Here is an 18,504-nt window from a genome sequence, read left to right as displayed (position 1 = left end):
AATGAAGAGAGTATATAGTAAGATAGAATCTATTATTGGGAATGTAATAACTGTTATAGCAAAAAGTGTTAAATATGGAGAACTTGCCATTGTAAAATCCAAAAATGGAAGTTCCTTAGCGGAAGTGATTAAGCTAGAGAGGGATAAGGTTTCTCTGCAAGTTTATAATGGAACAATAGGCATTTCAACTTCAGATGAAGTTAAGTTTTTGGGCCATCCAATGCAAGTAACATTTTCTGAAAATTTACTTGGTAGAATTTTTGATGGTGCTGGTAATCCTAAAGACGGAGGGCCACGTCTTGAGGATAATTTAATTGAAATTGGTGGTCCATCGGTTAATCCTGCAAAGCGTATTGTGCCAAGAAATATGATAAGGACTGGAATTCCAATGATAGATGTTTTTAATACTCTTGTTGAATCTCAGAAATTACCAATATTTTCTGTGTCTGGGGAACCTTATAATGAGCTTCTTGTAAGGATAGCTCTTCAAGCTGAGGTTGATCTCATTATTCTTGGAGGAATGGGACTTAAAAATGATGATTATTTAACGTTTAAGGATTCACTTGAAAGTGGTGGAGCTTTAAGTAGGACAATCTTTTTTGTAAATACAGCCAATGATCCTGTTGTTGAGTCTTTAATTGTTCCTGATATTTCTCTTGCTGTTGCTGAAAAATTTGCTTTGCAGGGAAAAAAAGTTTTGGTACTTTTAACCGATATGACCAATTTTGCGGATGCTATGAAAGAAATAGCTATTACTATGGAGCAAGTGCCATCTAATAGAGGTTATCCTGGTGATTTATATTCTCAGCTTGCATCTAGATATGAGAAGGCTATTGATTTTGAAGGTGCAGGATCAATTACTGTACTTGCAGTTACTACAATGCCTGGAGATGATGTTACTCATCCAGTACCTGATAATACGGGTTATATTACTGAAGGACAATACTATTTAAGGAGAGGCAGAATTGAGCCTTTTGGCTCTCTTTCAAGACTTAAGCAAATGGTTAATGGAAAGACAAGAGATGACCATAGGACGATTATGGATTCAATGATTAAGCTTTATGCATCTTCAAGAGAATCTATAGAGAAAAAAGCTATGGGATTTAATATGACAGAGTGGGATGAAAAGCTTCTTAAGTATAGCAATATGTTTGAGAGTAAACTTATGGATTTGTCTCTTAATATTCCGTTAGAAGAGGCTTTGGATTTGGGTTGGACTATTCTCTCTAGTTGTTTTGAACCTAATGAGACTGGCATTAAAACAGAACTGCTGGAAAAGTATTGGCCTAAAAATAGGGATTAGAGATGCCTAAAGTTAAGTTGACAAAAAATGAACTTAAAAAACAAAAAGATGATCTTAAAATGTTTAGTAGGTATTTACCTACGTTGCAACTTAAAAAACAACAACTTCATTTGGAAATTAGAAAAGTTAAGGCTTTGAAAGAAGTGAAAAAACTTGAAAGGGATAAATTGAAAAGGAATATGAAATTTTGGATTTCGTTATTTGGTGAGAGATTTCCTTTTCAAGATTGGATTCAAATTAAAAAAGTAAGAAAGGGTTTTACAAACATAGCAGGTATTACTATACCCGTATTTGAGTCAGTTGAATATGAAGATATTAAACATGATCTTTTATTGACTCCTTATTGGGTAGATGTGGGCATAGAGGCTATTAAGAACATTATTCAAATAAATGCAGAACTTGAGATTTTAGATGAGCAAGCTAATTTATTAGAATTAGAACTTAATATTACTTCTCAAAGAGTAAATTTATTCGAAAAAGTTATGATTCCTAATGCTAAAGTTAATATAAAAAAGATTAATGTTTATCTTGGAGATCAACAGACTGCAGCTGTTGTAAGAGGTAAAATGGCGAAAGCCAGCTTAATTAAAAATAGATGAGGATGTGTTAATGATTGTTAAAATGAAGAAGGTTTTGCTTTTAACTTTATTAAAATATAAAAGAGACTCACTTGAGATCTTAAGAGAATTGGGAGTTGTTCATATCAATTTTTGCAATAAAGTTTCAGAATCTTTACAAAAAGTTATTGAGGAGAGGAGTATTTTAAATCATGCTTTGTCTTTGCTTGGTGATGATTCTGAAGTGCAAATTTTAAGTTCTTCAAATGAGAATTTTTTAGATATTGCAAAACGTATCGTTGACTTAGGTTCTGAGATTAAAGATTTAAGAGAAATGCGTCAATTATTACTTCGTAATAGAGATATTATATCTTGTTGGGGATATTTTTCTGTTGATTTAGTCAATAAATTAAGGGGATGTAATATTCATGTGCAATTTTTTAAGTCTGGAATGTCTGAATATAAAAAATTGTTGTTATTTTCGCAGGTTAAAGTTGCTCTTATTAATAATTATAAAGGTACAGCTTATTTTGTAGCTATTAATGACTCTAAACAGAATATAGATGTAGCTGAAGAATATGAATTTGAATTTGATCTAGATTCTATTGAAACCAAGTTAAAAATGATTGATGAGGTTTTAGAGCAAAAATTAACTCAGTTGTCAGTTTTAAATAAATATAGAAATATTTTAAAAGATGCAATAAAAGAGTATGAACAAATTATTGAATTTGAACAGGTTATGGCTGATATGAATGTGGAGTGTGATGAGTTTGTATATATTACAGGATTTATTCCTGAAGATAAGCAAAAATATCTTCAAAATGCGACTCTTAATGGTAAGTTTGTGGTGCAATTTGCGGAGCCAGATGATAATGATTTTATTCCTACTTATGTAAAAAGAAAAGGAATTGCTAAGCTTGCTAAACCTATTTTCGATGTTTTAGATACAATTCCTGGATATAAAGAGAGAGATGTTAGTTGTGTTTTTATGTTGTTTTTCTTTGTGTTTTTTGGAATGATAATTGGTGATGCAGCTTATGGTGTTATATTTTTGTTAATAGGCATTATTATTAATTTGATTAGTGTTTTAAAAAATAAACCATTAACTTCTGCTCATGCTTTAATATTTTATTTAAGTACGTCAGCAATAATATATGGTTCTATGACTGGTACTTGGTTTGGTAGTGGTCATTTTGTTCTTGATTTATTTCCTATTTTGAAATCTCTTAAGGTTGAGTATTTGACAGGAAATAATGGTATGCAAAATGTTATGTTTATATGTTTTACAATAGGGGTTTTACAGCTGTCTTTGGCTCATGTATGGAATTTTGTTCAAAAAGTGAAAGAAAAGCCACATATACATGCAATTGCTCAAATTGGTTGGCTTGTTTTAATGCCTGGGCTTTATTATTTTGTTCTTAATTTAATACTTGGAAGTGATAATTTTCCTATGCATAGTATGATTCTTAATATGATATATTTTGGAGTTATGCTTATTTTTGTTTTTGACAAACAGGATGGTTCAAACTTTTTTGTGTGTATGTTAAAAAGTTTTGGAGGACTTATAGAGCAATTTTTAGCTACTGTTTCAGGATTTGCAGATATAATATCTTATATTAGGCTTTTTGCTGTTGGACTTGCAGGACTTGCAATTTCTGATAGTTTTAATAGCATGTCAGTATCTTTATTAAAATCATCTAATATTGGTCTTATAATAGGAGGTGTTATTGTGATACTTTTTGGACACATTTTAAATATAATGTTATCTTTATTATCTGTTGTTGTTCATGGAGTAAGACTTAATATGCTTGAGTTTTCAAATCATTTGGGTCAAGAATGGAATGGATATTCTTATAGACCTTTTAAAAAAATTAAAGATTAGATAAGGAGAGAATAAAATTATGGATATAGGTTTAGTAGGAGTTAATTCAGCTTTAACAGTTTCTGCGATAGGTTCAGCTTTGGGAATGGGAGCTGCCGGGAGTGCTGCTATTGGAGCATGGAAGAGATGTTATATGCAAGGTAAATCGGCTCCCTTTTTATTAATTGTTTTTGTTTCAGCACCTCTTACACAAATAATATATGGTTATATATTAATGAATACGTTAGCAGAGGTGATGACCCAGGCTAATCCTTGGTTATTATTTGGAGCTGGTTTTGGTGGTGGACTTGCAATGGCTATTTCTGCTTTTGCTCAGGGTAGAACTGCTGCAGGGGCTTGTGATTCTTTTGCTGAGACTGGCAAGGGATTTGCAACAAATCTTTTAGTTTTGGGATTAATTGAATCTGTTGCTCTTTTTGTAATGGTATTTTTGATGATATTTAAGTTTGTTTAAACTCAAATATTCAGATATTAAATTTTCTCGCAATTTGTGAGAAAATTTAATATATTTATGAATATGTTACGATTTTTTTTATTTTTTTTTATTTTTAGTTTTATATTAAGTTTAAATTCGTTAGGTGTAAAGGAACTTCCATATTGGATTTTGATTGAAAAAGGACGGCAGTTAATTTATTCTAAGGAAGGTTTTATCAAATCTAATCTTACTGATGCAATAAATTTTTTGCAGGAAGCATTACTTAGAAAAGGTATATATCCAGAAGCTAATTATTATCTGTCTATTGTTTATAGCATGATTGGTAATGTTGTACTTCAAAAATTACATCTTCAAAAAACTTTGGAAGATAAAGATTATTTGCTGGATAAATCGTTTGAAAAAAATATACTTTTTTCTTTGGCAAAAATTGCTGAAATTAAAAATAATTATGTTGATATGATTGATTATTTAAATGAAATTTTAAGTAAATTTTCACGTGGTGATGATTATTATAATTATCACTATATTGTGCAAAAATATGGCGACACTTCGGATAATAAATCTGATATGTCTTTTTATTTAAATTCTTATTTAAAACAGGTAAGAGGAACATCTGGTATAGATTTTACTTTTAATCTTTATAGATTTAATAATTATGGTCTAATAGATACCCATAAGTTGTTATCAAAGGTGTACTTGAAGATAGGTGCTCATAAACTTGCAATTACTCATGGACTTGTTGCTGCAGTTGGTATTTTAACTAGAATGTATCATTATATTAATTATTATGAACCTCTTTATGAATTTAAGAATTTAAGATCTTTTGTTAAAAAAATAAATGAATATAATGATGTTAAGTCTAGTTTTGAATCTACAGATTTTTGGGAAATAATGTATAATATTTCTTATGCTACTTATATTTATGATGAGAATAAGCATAAGTTGCGGGCTGTAGATACTTGGAAATTGATAGTTGATCTTGCTCCTAAATTTTCACCCTATGTTTTAAAATCAAAGACTCATATTAAAAATTTTTTGGTTAATAAAAATATACATTAGTACAATATTCCTAAACATTCTATTTTGGATTTGGGGGAGGTATAAAATTAGTTCTTATAAAAAAAATTTTTGTATTATTGCACATATTGACCATGGTAAATCAACTTTAGCAGATAGGTTTATACAAAAGGCTAAAATAATCTCAGATCGAGAATTTAAGAGTCAAATTCTTGATAGTATGGATATTGAAAGAGAGAGAGGAATTACCATTAAAAGTCAAGCTGTAACTATTGATTATAAGTGTAGTGATGGCAATATTTATGAGCTTAATTTTGTAGATACTCCAGGACATGTTGATTTTTCTTATGAAGTTTCAAGAGCAATTTCATCTTGTGAAGGGGCTCTTTTACTTGTTGATGCTAGTCAGGGAATAGAAGCTCAAACCGTTTCAAATTTTTATATGGCATTTGAACATAATCTTGAAATTATTCCTGTTATTAATAAAATAGATTTGCCAAGTGCAAATATTGATTTTGTGAAAGAGCAAATAGAGAATGATTTAGGATTAGATGCTAATGTTGCTGTTCTCATATCTGCTAAGAATGGAATAGGTATTGATGAATTACTTGAGGCTATTTGTAAGTATGTTCCTTTTCCTAAGGGTAGCAGGGAGAGTCCATTAAAAGCTTTGATTTTTGATTCACATTATGATTCTTATCGTGGTGTTGTTGTTCATTTTAGAATTTTTGAGGGACAAATTAGACCCGGTTATAAAATTAAATTTATGCATGCAGATAGAGAGTATTTTGTGGAAGAGATTGGAATTTTTAAAATTATTCTTGAAAAAAAAGATGTTTTAGAAGCAGGTGATGTTGGATATTTTATTGCAGGAATAAAAAATATATCGGATGTTAAAATTGGAGACACCGTAACTCTTGTTGATAATCCAGCAGTAGCTCCTCTTGAAGGATTTAAAGAGGTTAAGCCTGTAGTTTTTTCATCTGTTTATCCAGTTGATGCTAATCAATATGATGATCTATTGAAAGCAATGGATAGACTTAAGCTAAATGATGCATCTCTTACTTTTGAAAAAGATGCATCAGCTGCTCTTGGCCATGGATTTAAATGTGGATTTTTGGGACTTTTGCATTTAGAGGTGATTCAGGAAAGAATTGAGCGTGAATTTGATCTTAGTGTAATATTAACATCACCATCTGTTCGTTATAAAATTATTCCTAAAAAGGGAAATCCCTATTTTATTGAAAGTCCTGAACAATTTCCCGGAAATGAAAATATTGAAGTTACACTTGAACCTTATATTAGAGCTAATATTATTGTTCCTGCTGAATTTTTAGGTAATATTATGAGCGTTTGTTTACTTAAAAGAGGTGTACAGGAAAATTTAATTTATCTTGATGCGAAGCGTGTTGAAGTTATTTATAAGATGCCTCTTGCTGAAATATTGTTTGATTTTTATGACAAGATTAAGTCTGTAAGTCGTGGATATGCTTCTTTTGATTATACACTATTAGGATATGAGGAAACAGATTTAGTTAAGTTGGATATTTTAGTTAATGGAGATAGAGTTGATGCATTATCTCAATTGGTTTTTAGAGATGGTGCACGAGCAAAGGCTTTAAATATTTGTAAAAAATTAAAAGATGAGATTGCAAGACAGCAATTTAAAATAGCAATTCAAGGAGCCATTGGTTCAAATATTATTGCCCGTGAAACAATTTCACCTGTTAGAAAAGATGTTACTGCTAAATGTTATGGGGGTGATATTACTCGTAAGAGAAAGCTTTTAGAAAAACAAAAAGAAGGAAAGAAGCGACTTAAGATGATAGGAAATATTGAAATACCACAAAGTGCATTTCTTGCTGTTCTTAAATCAGATGATAATTAATTTATGTTGAGATTAGTATTGAGATAAATTATTTTTTCATTTCAATGTATCAATTTATGCGTTTATTTGCTTTATATATTAAATATTTAATACAGGGCTTTATAAAAATATTATTGGATTGTTTTAAAGTATCATAAACTGTTATAGAATTACATTATACCAATAAAATAATTTTATATGGAGATGGTTATGCTTAAACGTAATAAAGTTGTTCTTGTTGGGGCAGGTGGTGTTGGCTCAAGTTTTGCTTATGCTTTGACAATAGATAACTCACTTGTTCATGAACTTGTAATTATTGATGTAGCTCAAGATAAAGCGAAGGGTGAAGTCATGGATTTAAACCATGGTCAGATGTTTTTGAAAAAAAATATCAAAATAGAATTTGGTAGTTATGATGATTGTTCTGATGCTGATATTGTTGTAATTACTGCCGGTCTTAATCAAAAACCAGGTGAGACAAGACTTGATTTGGTTGGCAAGAATACTAAGATTTTTAAGGAAATTGTAACAAGTATTGTTTCAAGTGGATTTGATGGTATTTTTGTCATTGCAAGTAATCCTGTTGATATTATGACTTATGTGACAATGAAGTATTCTAATTTTCCAACCTGTAAGGTTATTGGAACAGGTACAACACTCGATACTTCAAGACTTAGATATTTTTTGGCTGAGCGTCTTAATGTTAATACTCAAAATATACATTCATATATTATGGGTGAGCATGGAGATAGTTCTTTTGCTACTTGGGATGAGACCAAAATAGCTATGAAGTCTTTATCAGAATATATTGTTGATGGGACAATATTAGAATCGGAACTTGATGAGATTCATAATAATGTTGTTAATGCTGCTTATGAGGTAATTAAACTTAAAGGTTCAACTTATTATGCTATTGGACTTGGAATTAAACGAATTGTTAATGCAATAATTGGTGATCAAAACCTTATTTTACCGATATCTTCATATATTAATGGTCAGTATGGTGATTCTATTAAAGATATTTATATTGGGGCACCTGCTGTAGTTTGTAAAGATGGTGTAAAAGAAGTCCTTGATTTTAAAATTAGTGAGAGAGAACTTAAAAAATTTCAAATTTCTGCTAATCAATTGAAAAGTTATCTTGATAAAATAAAATTTTAATTTTGCCCCAATTGGGGCTTTTTTATTCTTCTAATAGTTTTTCTCCATGTTTTCTGTGCTCAATTGCTTTTAGTAATGATTCTCTTGAAATATGAGACTCATCTTTTAAATCAGCAATTGTTCTTGCAAGTTTTAGGATTGAATGAGTTGCTCTTGATGATATATTAAGTTTATTTAATATATAAATCATTTCTTCTGTCAGAATTTTATCTAAGTTACAAAATATTGCAATGTGTTCTGGTTTGAGATCAGAATTTTCATGAACATTTTTAATGTTTTCATATCTTTGGTTTTGTATATTTCTTGCTTTTATTATTCTCTTTTTAATTTCTTGTGAGCTTTCATTGTCTTCTTGAAATAATTTGGCATTATTTACTGGTTTAACTGGTACTCTAATGTCAATTCTATCAAGCATTGCTGCTTCAAATTTTTTCCAGTAGTTTGAAACTTCTTGTTGTGAACAGAAACACTCAATATCGTTTTTTCCAAGATTGCCACAAGGACATGGATTTGTTGCAATCATTAATTGAAAGTTTGCAGGGTATTTAAATGATTTTGAACTTGCTCTTACTATTGAAATTGTTTTGTCTTCTATTGGTTCATGCAGTGATTGTAATATTGATTTTTGAAATTCTAGAGCTTCATCTAAAAATAGGATGCCATTATGAGCAAGTGATACTTCTCCAGGGAGTGCATTAGCTCCTCCACCAATAATGCCTTCTTTGCTTGCAGTTTGATGTGGTTGTCTAAATGGTCTTTTCCTGATTATTTTTGTATCTATTAGCTTTCCTGCAATTGACCAAATTCTATTTGTTTCAATAATTTCTTTATTTGTAAGTGGGGGTAATATTGATTGTACACATTTAATACTGAGTGTTTTGCCACTTCCAGGAAGTCCAAATATCATAATATTATGTCCTCCTGCTACTGCTATCTCTAGTGCTCTTTTTATTCTATGTTGTCCTTTGATATTTTTAAAATCATATTCAAATTCTTCTTCATTTTCTTCTATTTTAAAATTAATTGTAGGTTTTGCGGGAAATATATTATTATTAAGATTTTCAATTATTTCTAGAGTTTCTTTTAAAGTTTTGACTCCCCAAATGTTTAGGTTTGATATTAATAGAGCTTCTTCAAGATTATCAAAAGGTATTATTATGCATTTAATTCCTTTTTCTTTTGCAAGAGAAATTGCAGGTAATACTCCCTTAATTGTTCTTATTTGTTCATCTAGTTGCAATTCTCCTAACATTAAGACTTTTAAATTGTTATTTTTATTTTCTTTTGTACTTATAATGCTAGTTGCAATTGAGAGATCAATTGCTGTTCCAATTTTTTTTATACCTGCTGGTGCAAGATTTATTAATATTCTATCTTTTGGAAAAGTAAATTCTGAATTTTTAATAGCCGCTTTTATTCTTTCTCTTGATTCTTTAATTTCACTTCCAGCTAATCCAACAATATCAATTCCTGGTATTTCTTTTTTAATATCTACTTCAACTTCAATTAGCTCTCCTTCGTATCCTATTGATGAGTGAGAGTATATTTGCATATAATTCTCCTTTAATTGGCGATTATTTAATGTTACTTTAAAATTTCTTTTAAAGCTTTGTACGGCAGAATAAAACAATTTTTTCTGTTTGTATATAAGAAATTTTCAAAAATTTTAAGGTTTTTATTTATTTCTTCTAAATTTTCAAAATTATTGTTAATTATTTTTGTTATGATTTCTAATGTTGTCTTTTTAGGTTGATTGTCGCATATTTTGGTTAAAAGATACGTACTGGCTAGAAAGACTATACATCCATATGCATTATATTTTAGTTTAATTTTTTTGTTGTCTTTATCTGTTTGAAAAATTATTTGGTCTCCACACTTAGATTTATGATATATTGGACTTTGATTTTTTTCTACCTGAAAGCAATACTTTTTTATTTTGCTTAGTCTTATTAGTTCTTTTTTTATTTCTTCTGAGAACATGTTTCAATTTTAAGAAGTTTATTTGATTAAATCAATAATAGTTTTATATTGATTTAGCTTAAATTTTAGATAATAGTTAAATTTTATTTATCATTTTACTGTCTATATAATTAAATTAATGATTTTTAAATGTTTGTAAGTTTATTTAATAAAATTCTTTTATTGTTTTTTTAAGTGAAGAAATGAAAATGTCAATTTCTTCTTTTGTATTATATAAGTAAAAGCTTATTCTTAATAAATGATCTTTTTTAATATTTTCTGAAAAAAATGCGAGGTAAGCACATGTTTTTCCAGATCTGGTTGCAATTCCCATTGTATCAAGATATGTTTCAATGTCATGTGAATGAATATTTTTTACTGTAAATGATATTATTGATTTTCGTTTAATATTTTTATTTAAAATAAATTCAACCTCATCGATTTCTTTTAATTTTGAAATACAATATTCAATCAGTTCTTGATCATGTTCTTGAATAAATTCCATCGTTATGTTATTTATATACTTTATTGCTTGTCCAAGACCAATAATTCCTGCAATATTTGGTGTACCTGCTTCAAATTTATTTGGGGAATTGATAGTTTGAAAATCAAGTTTTTCATTTTTTATATAAATATTTTCTATAGCATTGCCTCCTAGTTTGGAGCTGTTGAGTTTGTTTATAATTTTATCTGATATATATAATACCCCAATACCTGTTGGAGCAAGCATTTTATGTCCTGAGAATACTAAAAAATCACAGTTTATTTTCTTTACATCTATTTTTATATGTGGTGCCATTTGAGCCGCATCTATGAATAATGTAATTTTGTTATCGCTGGCAATTTTTCCTATTTGCTCTAGATTTTGCATTGTTCCTAGTATATTATTTATTCCAGACATAGTAATGATTTTTGTTTTATCTGTAATTAGATTTTGTATTTGTTCTGATTGAATAATTCCCATTTCATTGAATTTTGCAAGTTTAATTTTTAAGTTTAAAAATTTTGCAATGTTGATCCAAGGAAGTACATTACTATTATGTTCAAGTGTTGTTGTAATAATTTCATCATTTTCTTTAAAAAATTTTGATAACAATAATGAATTTGCTATTGTATTTGTTCCATCTGTAGTTCCGGAATTGAAAATTATGTTTTTAGGAGATTCTGCATTGATAAATTGTTTAACAATTTTTCTTGTCTCTTCTATTTTTAAGCTTGATTCTATTGCAAATTGATGTCCACTTCTATGAACATTTGCATTATAATTTGTGTAGTATTCAACTATAGATGAAATTACACTTTGAGGTTTGTGAGAAGTCGCGGCATTGTCAAAATAAATGATTTTTTTATTATTAATAGTTTTATTTAAAATAGGAAAGTCTTTTCTTAAGTTTTTTATTTTTTCATTTTTATTTTCTAGTATATTGATGTTCATTTATTACTCTTTATTTTTATATGAAAAATTTTATTTTAAAAATTATAACATTATTTTTTATTTTATTTTTGTGTGTAAAATATTTTGTATTTTAATTGAAGCGGTTTGTGATTTTAAATCTTATATTTTAATTCTAGGTAAATATTTATGTTATAATTCGTTTTATGAAAGAGATAATTTATAGATTTGAAAAAGCAGAAGATTATAAATTAGTTCCTATTAATAATATTTATGGAAGTGTAACTAATACTGGAGAAATTTTTTGTGATCTTGTTTTTGAGTCTACAGAAATTCCTGAAGAGATTGTTTATACTAAAACTAAAGAAGGTGTTTTGGAAGAGATTTCTGGAGATCTTAGGGGTTCTAAAGAAAAGGTAATTTTGATTAATTCTTTTGTTGGAATTTCTATTACAAAAGATACGGCTAAAAATATTGCTTATTGGCTTTTAAAAAAAGTTGATGAACTAGAAGATAATGAGTAAAACTTCTGAAGAAAGAATTAAAATTTATTTATCTACTTTATCTAAGCATAAGAATAAAATTTTAAAAGAAAGAAGAATAAAAGAAATTATGGGACGAGCTGATATTTCTGATGCTGATATGGAAAATATTGAAAAGCATTTTTTTAAGATATATGATAGAGCTCGACAATTAGAAAGAGCTGGAGATTTTGCTCATTCTTTAAGAGAACTTGATGCTGTATATTTGTATTCTCTTCATAATAAGTCTCTCTTTACTTTATTTTTTAATCTGTATAAGAGGCTTGTTACGGAAATAAATATTAAAGAGACAAATAAAAAATTAATACATGTAAGTTTGCAGGCTAGAGAGTTTGGAATAATTGATGGAGTTGATTTAAGAGAATATGATGAATTTTCAAAATTAAAACAGAGGATATTAGTATTATTGTTAAGTTTTATATTAATATCTGTTATTGCATTTATTACATATAGAACAGTATATCCTTTTATTGTTGGTCATGAATATTTTGGTGATTTAGAGAGGGATATCAAAGAGCCTGTAGTTCAAGGCTTGCCTTCAGTTACAAGGGCATCTGATTTAATAGTTGAATCTGCTAATCTTATTGCCAATCCTAATGTTTTATATTATGTTGAAGTTGAAAGTGCTAAGGTATTGGTTTTTGAAGATTCACATACTTATCAGTTAAAAGCAGGAATTATTTCATCTAAAGATTCTATTAAAAATATTTCTTATAGTATAACAGTTTATGATGATTTGGGAAAACCTATTTTAAATAAAGTTTTTGAAAAGAAGAGTGATTTCCCTAATAAATGGAATAGGGGAGTATATGTTCCAATTGATTTTATATATAATGTTTCTAAAGGTATTAGTTCTCATCCTAAAAAAATGGTTCTTGATATACGTTTAATTGAATTTTTTAAAGACGTTAATGATTTCTCTGGTATTAATTTGGAGACAAGTTCATCAATATTAACTTTTAAATATCTTGGTAGTTATTTTCATGAATCTTTTGAAATTTATGAAGTTAATTCTTTAATAGAAGTTTATAATAGTTCAAGTGATGATGTTAAAGATTTAGAAATTGAAATAATTTATGTTACTAAAGATAGTCAAGTCATTAGGTCGTTAAAGAGAAAGTTAATTTCTGAATCCAATTCTTTTCTTAAATCTCGTTCTAGACAAGTTTTTTCACTAAAAACCATTTTTCCAAAAGAGATTTATGCAAACATTAAAGAGGAATTATCTTCTATTAAAATCATTAATGTATTTGTAAAATAGTATCTATTTTTTTATATGGATTATAGTATTTCTTTTTCTTTAAATTTTGAGATGATGTTCAGAGGAATAAGTGTTGTTGCAATACTAATTAATGTATAGGCTAAGAGGATAATTAGGCTAAATTTAGTACTTATTTTGATGTTAAATTCAGATATATAATAGTCAGAATTTAGAAGTTCTGTGTTATCAGCGCCAAATATCTTTAAAATTATATTGGTTATAATATCTACTATGTTAATTATTTGTTCTATATTGATGGTTAGGTAATTTCCTATGATGATTCCTATTATGCATGATGTTGAACTTAAAACAAGTGCTATCAGTATAAATATTAATTTAAGGGTTGCATTATTCATTCCAATTGATTTTAATATTGCAATTTTCTTTTTATTTTCAAGTATTAACATACAGAGTGATGAGGATATATTAATACTTGCAAATATTACGATAAATGCCATAATAAATATTAAAAGTTTTTTGCTTATATTTAAATTTGTATATTTGTTTAGATATAGTTCAGAAAATGTTTTTATTTTATATTCTTTAAATTCTTTTGTGAGCTTTTCTTTAAGATTATTAGTTTTTTCTTTTGTATTGGTTTTAATAGAAAGTCCAATTATACTTTTAGATAATTCTTTTGTCATTATATTTGCGTCTTGTAATGAAATAAAAACTAAATTTTTATCAATTTCTCTTAATCCTGTTTCAATTATTCCAGCTATGGTAAATTTTTGTGCTCTGGGGAGTATTTTTTGATATTTATTGTTAGGTACTATTAAGTAGATAGAGTCATTAATATTTAAATTAAGCTTTTCTGTGATTTGTCTTGATATTAATATTTCATTTTTATTAAAGTTTTTCTTTCCATCTACTAATTTTATATGTTTATTATTATTAATAAATTTATTTTCTACTGCTCTGATTAAAGCCCCTTGTTTTTTTTTATTTCCAATAAGTCCATAGGTTCTTTTCTCAAAGAAATATCTTAGCTTATCATGTTTATATTCGTTTTTAAATTTTTCTAGCTTAGATTTTAGATATTCATCTTTTTGAATTTCATTATATTCTATCTGTACTGAAAATCCTTCATTTTCAATGTATCTTTCTATTGTGGCGTTCATAATATTGTTTGACATATAATAAACAATTATTAAAGGAATCATTACTAGACTTAAAGATATCCCAGAACCTATAAGAGCTTTTTTATTTTTTGAGTGTATGAATATAACATATGCTATTTTTAAAAGTTCTTTAATATTGGAGTGCATCATATTCTCTTTAATGTTTTATCTCTAAGTTCGTATTTGATATCTGCTTTATTTGAAAATTCTGGATTATGACTTACTAAAAGAAGTGTTTTATTAAATGTTTTGGATGTTTCTATTAATAATGATTCTACTGTTTTGGCAGTGTTGATATCTAGATTACCAGTAGGTTCATCGCATAGTATTATATTTGGTTCGTTTATTAAAGCTCTTGCAATAGCTGCTCGTTGTGCTTCTCCTCCGGATAATTCTGAAGGATAATGTTCTTTCCTTGTTTCGATATCTAATATTTTCATTAAGCGCAGAGCTTTTTTTTTGATTTCTGCAAAGTTATCTTTTCCTTCTATTATTTTAGGTAAAATAATGTTTTCAAATACATTAAATTCATCAATTAAATTGTGATTTTGAAATACAAGACCTATTTTTGTATTTTTATATAAACTTAAGGTTTTTTCATTTGCATTTTTTAAAGATATTCCACATGATATTATGTCTCCTGAATCCATTTTATCAATTCCTGATATGATATTAAAGAGTGTTGATTTGCCACAACCGCTTTTACCCTGAATAGAAATAAAATCACCATTTTTGACATTTAAATTTAAATTTTCTAGTACTTGTATTTTTGTTTTATTTTTAGTATATGTTTTATATATTTCTTTGATGCATATTATGTTTTGTGTATTGTGCATTTATGATGTTGCTCCGTTTATTTTATCAGTATATTTGATTTTTTTAGTCACTTTTAGGCTTGAACATATTGTAAATAGACAAGCAAAAAATAGTATTAGCATTAAATCACTTAGGAATATTTTAGGCGTAATTGTATTTTTTACTATTTTTATTTCTATATTTTCCAGATTTAATTTTAATATATAATTTACAGCATTAATCAAGCTATTTATTAAGATGTCAATTGTATTTAAGATTTCGTTTATGTTTAGAGATATTATGATGCCTGAAATGATTCCAATGATGCTTCCCAGTACACAAATTACTACTGAATGAATTAGAAAAACTTTTCTAATTTTTTGTGCTCTTAGTCCCAAAAATAAGATTATTGAGATAGATTTACTTTTATTAATTATTATCCTTTTTTGTAGGTAGTATGTGTTAACAGCAATGACAAGAAATATGTTTGTTAAAATGATTAACATTGTATTTCTCTCTATTTTTAGTGCTTTGTAAAATTCTTTATTATATTCATGCCAAGGTTTAATTTTAATTTTTTGATTAATATTTTTGATTGCATTTATTAGTTTTTTACTTGGATATAAATTTTTTGTTTTTACTTGATAATTAATATCTATATCTTTAATTAGTTGTTTTGTGTAAAAGTAATTGATATTCATAAATACTGTAGATTGGTTTATTTTGCTATAATTGCTTTTAAAAATGGCTTTTATTTTAAATTGTTTTACTTCGTTTTTTAATGTATGTAAATTTGTAATTTCGTCATTTAATATCAAACCTATTGTGTCTCCTGCATATAGATCTAAGTTATATGAGAGCACGTCTCCTATGATGATTTCATCTTCATTAAGTTGGATTTGAGATGCTGTCAGACCTGTTAGGAGAAGAAAGTTTTTGTCATTTATAACGTCTTTTGTATCAAATGCTATTATATTTAGTATGCTTGGGTAATAATAATTTTCAATTCCAATTCCTTGTGTTTCATAAATTTTATTTATTTGAATTATTTCTTTCATTTTTTTAATGGAATTGAATTCTTGCTCATTTAATTTGTTTTCAATTTTTAAATTGCCACTTTCTAGTGTAGATATGCTTGTGAAAAAATCATTTTGAAAACCATTCATGATTGATATTGTGATGATGATAATGATTTGTCCAAGTACTATACTTAAGATTATGACAATTGTGAGTGATAGGCTATTTTGTTCATCTAAGATTAATCTTTTAAATAAGAGTCTATTTAGTTTCATTTTTGTCTCTAGTATCTGTATTTATTTGTTCAATAATTTCATCATTTTTATATCTTATTGTAAATATAGGGTTTCCATTATGGTATATCTTTTGTTCATATTCATTGTCACTGAAATAATCAGTCTTTAGTGATATTAAGTCATTTTCATAGATTGTTTTTGATATTAATTTATCATCAGAATCATATTCATATGTTGTTTTTGTAGTATATTCTTTATCTTCATCTTTTATAATGACATTTTCCATTGTAACATGTCCAGATTCATTATATTCAAAGTCGCATATTTTTGTTATTTTATTATCTTTATAAACTTCTTGTTTTATTAAGTTATGATCTTTATATTTTGATATGATTTTTGTATTATCTTCTTCTTTTACATTGATTATTTCATTGTCATCTAAATATTGATTGTTTTCTTTAGATACAATTTTGTTATTATCTAATATGATGTTTTTTAAATGTCTCTTTTGATCATCATATTGGATTACTTTTGTTTTAGATTTTTTTATATCAAGATATGTTGATTTTATTTCTCCATTGATTCCATAATTCCAAATTTGTAAATCTGATCCTGTTATTTTTAAAAGTTTTCCATTAGTATCTTTCATATAGTGTATTGTTTTTGGTTTTTGATTTAAAATTTTGATTTCTTTGTAAATCACATCATTATTTTTATAAAAATAGTCTACAGATTCAAGAATTATTCCTTTGGGACTATATTTTATTTCTTTTATTTTATTATTTAACTCATCGTAAATTTCTTCTTTTATTTTAATATCTTTTTCATTGTAAAATGTTAATTGTTTTTTATTATTTTCTATTTTTTTTTGTGTTTTGTATTTAATTAATTTTAAATCTTTAAAAAGGCTAAATTTTTCAATTTCATTAACTTTCGTATATTCAATGTAAAATCCTGTTTGGGGAATATCATATATTTCCTGGTACTTGTTGAAAAATACATCTGATATAAAGTAACTTTTTCCGTATATGTTTTGTATTAAAATTGAAATTAATATTAATTTTATGATATTTGTTGTCATAATAGTTTATTTAAGTAGTTTTCAGTGTTAAATTCTTTAATGTTGTCTACTTGTTCTCCAAATGTAAAGAAATATATGGGTTTTTGAAATAATTTTGAGATATTAATTATTCCACCTGCTCTAGATGATGAGTCAAATTTTGTGGCTATAATTCCGTCAATTTGTATTGCTTTGTCAAATATTTCTGTTTGATTATTTGTGTTTTTTCCAGATATGGAGTCTATTACCAGTATTTTTTTATAATTGATGTTTGTATCGAGTATTTGTTTTTTTATCACTTGGTCCATTTTTTTGAGTTCTTTAATTAAGTTTTCTTTGTTTTGAAGTCTTCCCGCTGTATCAATTATTAATATATCATAATTTTTAGTTTTTGCACTTGAGATGCTGTCAAATATTACTGCGGCTGCATCACTTCCTTGGTTTTGAGATATGACTTTAATGCCAATTTTTTCGCTTTGTATTTTAAGTTGTTCGATTGCTGCAGCTCTGAATGTGTCTGCTGCAGCAATTAGTACATTTTTTCCTTCATTTTTGAATTTATTTGCGAGTTTTATAATACTTGAGGTTTTACCAACTCCGTTTACTCCAAGTATCAATAAGATGTTTAATCTTTTGTTTTCTAAATTAAGAGGTTGTTGATTTAGATAACTCTTTAGTAAATTTTTTAGTTGTAATACTGTTTCTTGTTTATCTTTAGCTTTTATTTTTTGGATATGTTCTACTATTTCTATTACTATATCGTTTTTTATATCTGCTTCTAAGAGTAGATCTTCTAACCTTTCAATTATTTGTGTCTTTTCTTTATTCTTGAATAAATTTCTTATTTTATTAAAAATGCTCAAAAGTTTAGTGCTCCTATTTTTTATTTGGTGTTCA

At 27.1% G+C, this 18,504-nt stretch carries 17 protein-coding genes; 9 read left to right on the top strand and 8 right to left on the bottom strand.

Annotation, left to right across the window (positions count from 1 at the left end; translation table 11 throughout):
- Position 1: 1 nt before the first annotated feature.
- The 7 genes from BRE_RS00505 (at position 2) to BRE_RS00475 (ending at position 8,223) form a co-directional block, all read left to right on the top strand.
- Positions 2-1,303: a V-type ATP synthase subunit B gene (locus tag BRE_RS00505; protein WP_014695998.1), complete on the top strand. Its 1,302-nt coding sequence runs from the start codon at positions 2-4 to the stop codon at positions 1,301-1,303.
- Between the two features lie 2 nt (positions 1,304-1,305).
- Positions 1,306-1,902 carry a V-type ATP synthase subunit D gene (locus BRE_RS00500; protein ID WP_012538654.1) on the top strand — a complete coding sequence of 199 codons (597 nt, stop codon included), beginning with the start codon at positions 1,306-1,308 and terminating at the stop codon, positions 1,900-1,902.
- Positions 1,903-1,912: 10 nt separating this feature from the next.
- Positions 1,913-3,742 carry a V-type ATP synthase subunit I gene (locus BRE_RS00495; RefSeq protein WP_041178075.1) on the top strand — a complete coding sequence of 610 codons (1,830 nt, stop codon included), beginning with the start codon at positions 1,913-1,915 and terminating at the stop codon, positions 3,740-3,742.
- Between the two features lie 19 nt (positions 3,743-3,761).
- Positions 3,762-4,196: an ATP synthase subunit K gene (locus tag BRE_RS00490; protein ID WP_012537861.1), complete on the top strand. Its 435-nt coding sequence runs from the start codon at positions 3,762-3,764 to the stop codon at positions 4,194-4,196.
- Between the two features lie 63 nt (positions 4,197-4,259).
- Complete coding sequence (locus BRE_RS00485) at positions 4,260-5,237, top strand: hypothetical protein (protein WP_041178177.1); 978 nt, start codon at positions 4,260-4,262, stop codon at positions 5,235-5,237.
- Positions 5,238-5,283: 46 nt separating this feature from the next.
- On the top strand, positions 5,284-7,083 hold the full coding sequence (gene lepA, locus BRE_RS00480) for a translation elongation factor 4 (RefSeq protein ID WP_083764306.1): 1,800 nt from the start codon (positions 5,284-5,286) through the stop codon (positions 7,081-7,083).
- Between the two features lie 189 nt (positions 7,084-7,272).
- Entirely contained in the window at positions 7,273-8,223 is a 951-nt protein-coding gene (locus BRE_RS00475; RefSeq protein ID WP_041178074.1) for an L-lactate dehydrogenase, read from the top strand.
- Positions 8,224-8,245: 22 nt separating this feature from the next.
- Here BRE_RS00475 and BRE_RS00470 read toward each other — a convergent pair whose 3' ends face one another.
- The 3 genes from BRE_RS00470 to BRE_RS00460 form a co-directional block, all read right to left on the bottom strand.
- Positions 8,246-9,775, bottom strand: coding sequence for a YifB family Mg chelatase-like AAA ATPase (locus BRE_RS00470; protein ID WP_041178073.1), 1,530 nt, complete (start codon positions 9,773-9,775; stop codon positions 8,246-8,248).
- Between the two features lie 32 nt (positions 9,776-9,807).
- Positions 9,808-10,203 (bottom strand): iron-sulfur cluster assembly scaffold protein, encoded by a 396-nt coding sequence (locus tag BRE_RS00465; RefSeq protein WP_012538648.1) that lies wholly within the window; start codon positions 10,201-10,203, stop codon positions 9,808-9,810.
- Between the two features lie 145 nt (positions 10,204-10,348).
- A complete protein-coding gene (locus BRE_RS00460) occupies positions 10,349-11,617 on the bottom strand; it encodes a cysteine desulfurase (protein ID WP_012538647.1) in 1,269 nt (422 codons plus the stop codon).
- Between the two features lie 164 nt (positions 11,618-11,781).
- On the opposite strand from BRE_RS00460, the gene BRE_RS00450 reads away from it, so the two are divergent.
- Both BRE_RS00450 and BRE_RS00445 read left to right on the top strand, forming a co-directional pair.
- Positions 11,782-12,099, top strand: a complete 318-nt coding sequence (locus BRE_RS00450; protein ID WP_012537854.1) for a hypothetical protein — start codon at positions 11,782-11,784, stop codon at positions 12,097-12,099.
- Complete coding sequence (locus BRE_RS00445) at positions 12,092-13,378, top strand: hypothetical protein (RefSeq protein WP_012538646.1); 1,287 nt, start codon at positions 12,092-12,094, stop codon at positions 13,376-13,378. Before BRE_RS00450 ends, BRE_RS00445 begins: the two co-directional genes overlap by 8 nt.
- A gap of 20 nt (positions 13,379-13,398) precedes the next feature.
- Here the strand turns inward: BRE_RS00445 and BRE_RS00440 are convergent, their stop codons facing one another.
- The 5 genes from BRE_RS00440 to ftsY are packed head-to-tail and all read right to left on the bottom strand — an operon-like array spanning position 13,399 to position 18,470.
- Complete coding sequence (locus BRE_RS00440) at positions 13,399-14,649, bottom strand: ABC transporter permease (RefSeq protein ID WP_012538645.1); 1,251 nt, start codon at positions 14,647-14,649, stop codon at positions 13,399-13,401.
- Positions 14,646-15,335, bottom strand: coding sequence for an ABC transporter ATP-binding protein (locus BRE_RS00435; protein WP_012537851.1), 690 nt, complete (start codon positions 15,333-15,335; stop codon positions 14,646-14,648). Before BRE_RS00435 ends, BRE_RS00440 begins: the two co-directional genes overlap by 4 nt.
- Positions 15,336-16,586, bottom strand: a complete 1,251-nt coding sequence (locus BRE_RS00430) for an ABC transporter permease (protein WP_012538644.1) — start codon at positions 16,584-16,586, stop codon at positions 15,336-15,338. It lies immediately after the preceding gene.
- Positions 16,573-17,628 (bottom strand): hypothetical protein, encoded by a 1,056-nt coding sequence (locus BRE_RS00425; protein WP_012538643.1) that lies wholly within the window; start codon positions 17,626-17,628, stop codon positions 16,573-16,575. The genes BRE_RS00430 and BRE_RS00425 overlap by 14 nt, the downstream gene beginning before the upstream one ends.
- A complete protein-coding gene (gene ftsY / locus BRE_RS00420; protein WP_012538642.1) occupies positions 17,625-18,470 on the bottom strand; it encodes a signal recognition particle-docking protein FtsY in 846 nt (281 codons plus the stop codon). The genes BRE_RS00425 and ftsY overlap by 4 nt, the downstream gene beginning before the upstream one ends.
- Between the last annotated feature and the right edge of the window lie 34 nt (positions 18,471-18,504).

Origin of the sequence: Borrelia recurrentis A1 (assembly GCF_000019705.1) — a bacterium.
GTDB lineage: Bacteria > Spirochaetota > Spirochaetia > Borreliales > Borreliaceae > Borrelia > Borrelia duttonii.
This window is presented reverse-complemented; position numbering and strand designations above follow the sequence as displayed.